Origin of the sequence: Paenibacillus sp. GbtcB18, from assembly GCF_019091125.1 — a bacterium.
In the GTDB taxonomy this organism is placed as follows: Bacteria; Bacillota; Bacilli; order Paenibacillales; family NBRC-103111; genus Paenibacillus_F; species Paenibacillus_F chitinolyticus.
Window position 1 is genome coordinate 1 of sequence record NZ_JAGXJX010000089.1, and the last position, 678, is coordinate 678.

Genomic DNA, 678 nt, shown 5'->3' on the forward strand with positions numbered 1-678 from the left:
CCTCTTTCTCATCATGATGGAAACAACTGTCGTTACGACAATGCCCGCTATTATAAATAAAATAAATAGACCTCCTACTATAAGGCCAATAATTTCAGATTCTTTATTACTAATAACATTTTCATTTATTTCCTCACTTAAATTTTTCAGGTATAACGTAACGTCGTTTCCTTTAAGTTGAATCGCTTCTTGTAGTTTTTTTACATCAGCATCTTTTTGCAAGCTTATAATTGTACTTTGATGTAATCTTAAAAACATTAATTCATACTTTTCGTATCTATCAATCGGCATGGGTAGTATCATAGCCTTGTCTAACTTTAAGTACCCATTCGATCCGAGATTATTTACAATGAATTTATTTGCCGGCAAAAATCCAATAATCGGATATTGTTCATTAATTGTATCCCCTATACGAAAATATTTCTTAAAGTAAGCACCCATTAAAACTTTTGTTTTCTCTTCTCTTTTTTTTTGAAAATCTTCATGAGAGAAGCCTTCTTTAGCTTGTAAAGGTAAATGTTACAAATTATAGTTATTTTCATCTACAGAAATTGTTTTAATAGTAGGTTCTTCAATTTTAAACGTTTTTTGTTTCAAATCATCAATCATACTATTTTGAAGAGGTCTATTACTTGATTCTAATTCAATTATCTCCCTCTCGTATGTACCATACGAAAT

The 678-nt window shown here is 29.5% G+C and carries 1 pseudogene; it reads right to left on the reverse strand.

From position 1 onward, the window contains the following. Nucleotides 1–678: pseudogene (locus tag KVT34_RS29645) on the reverse strand (ABC transporter permease family protein); the annotation flags it as partial.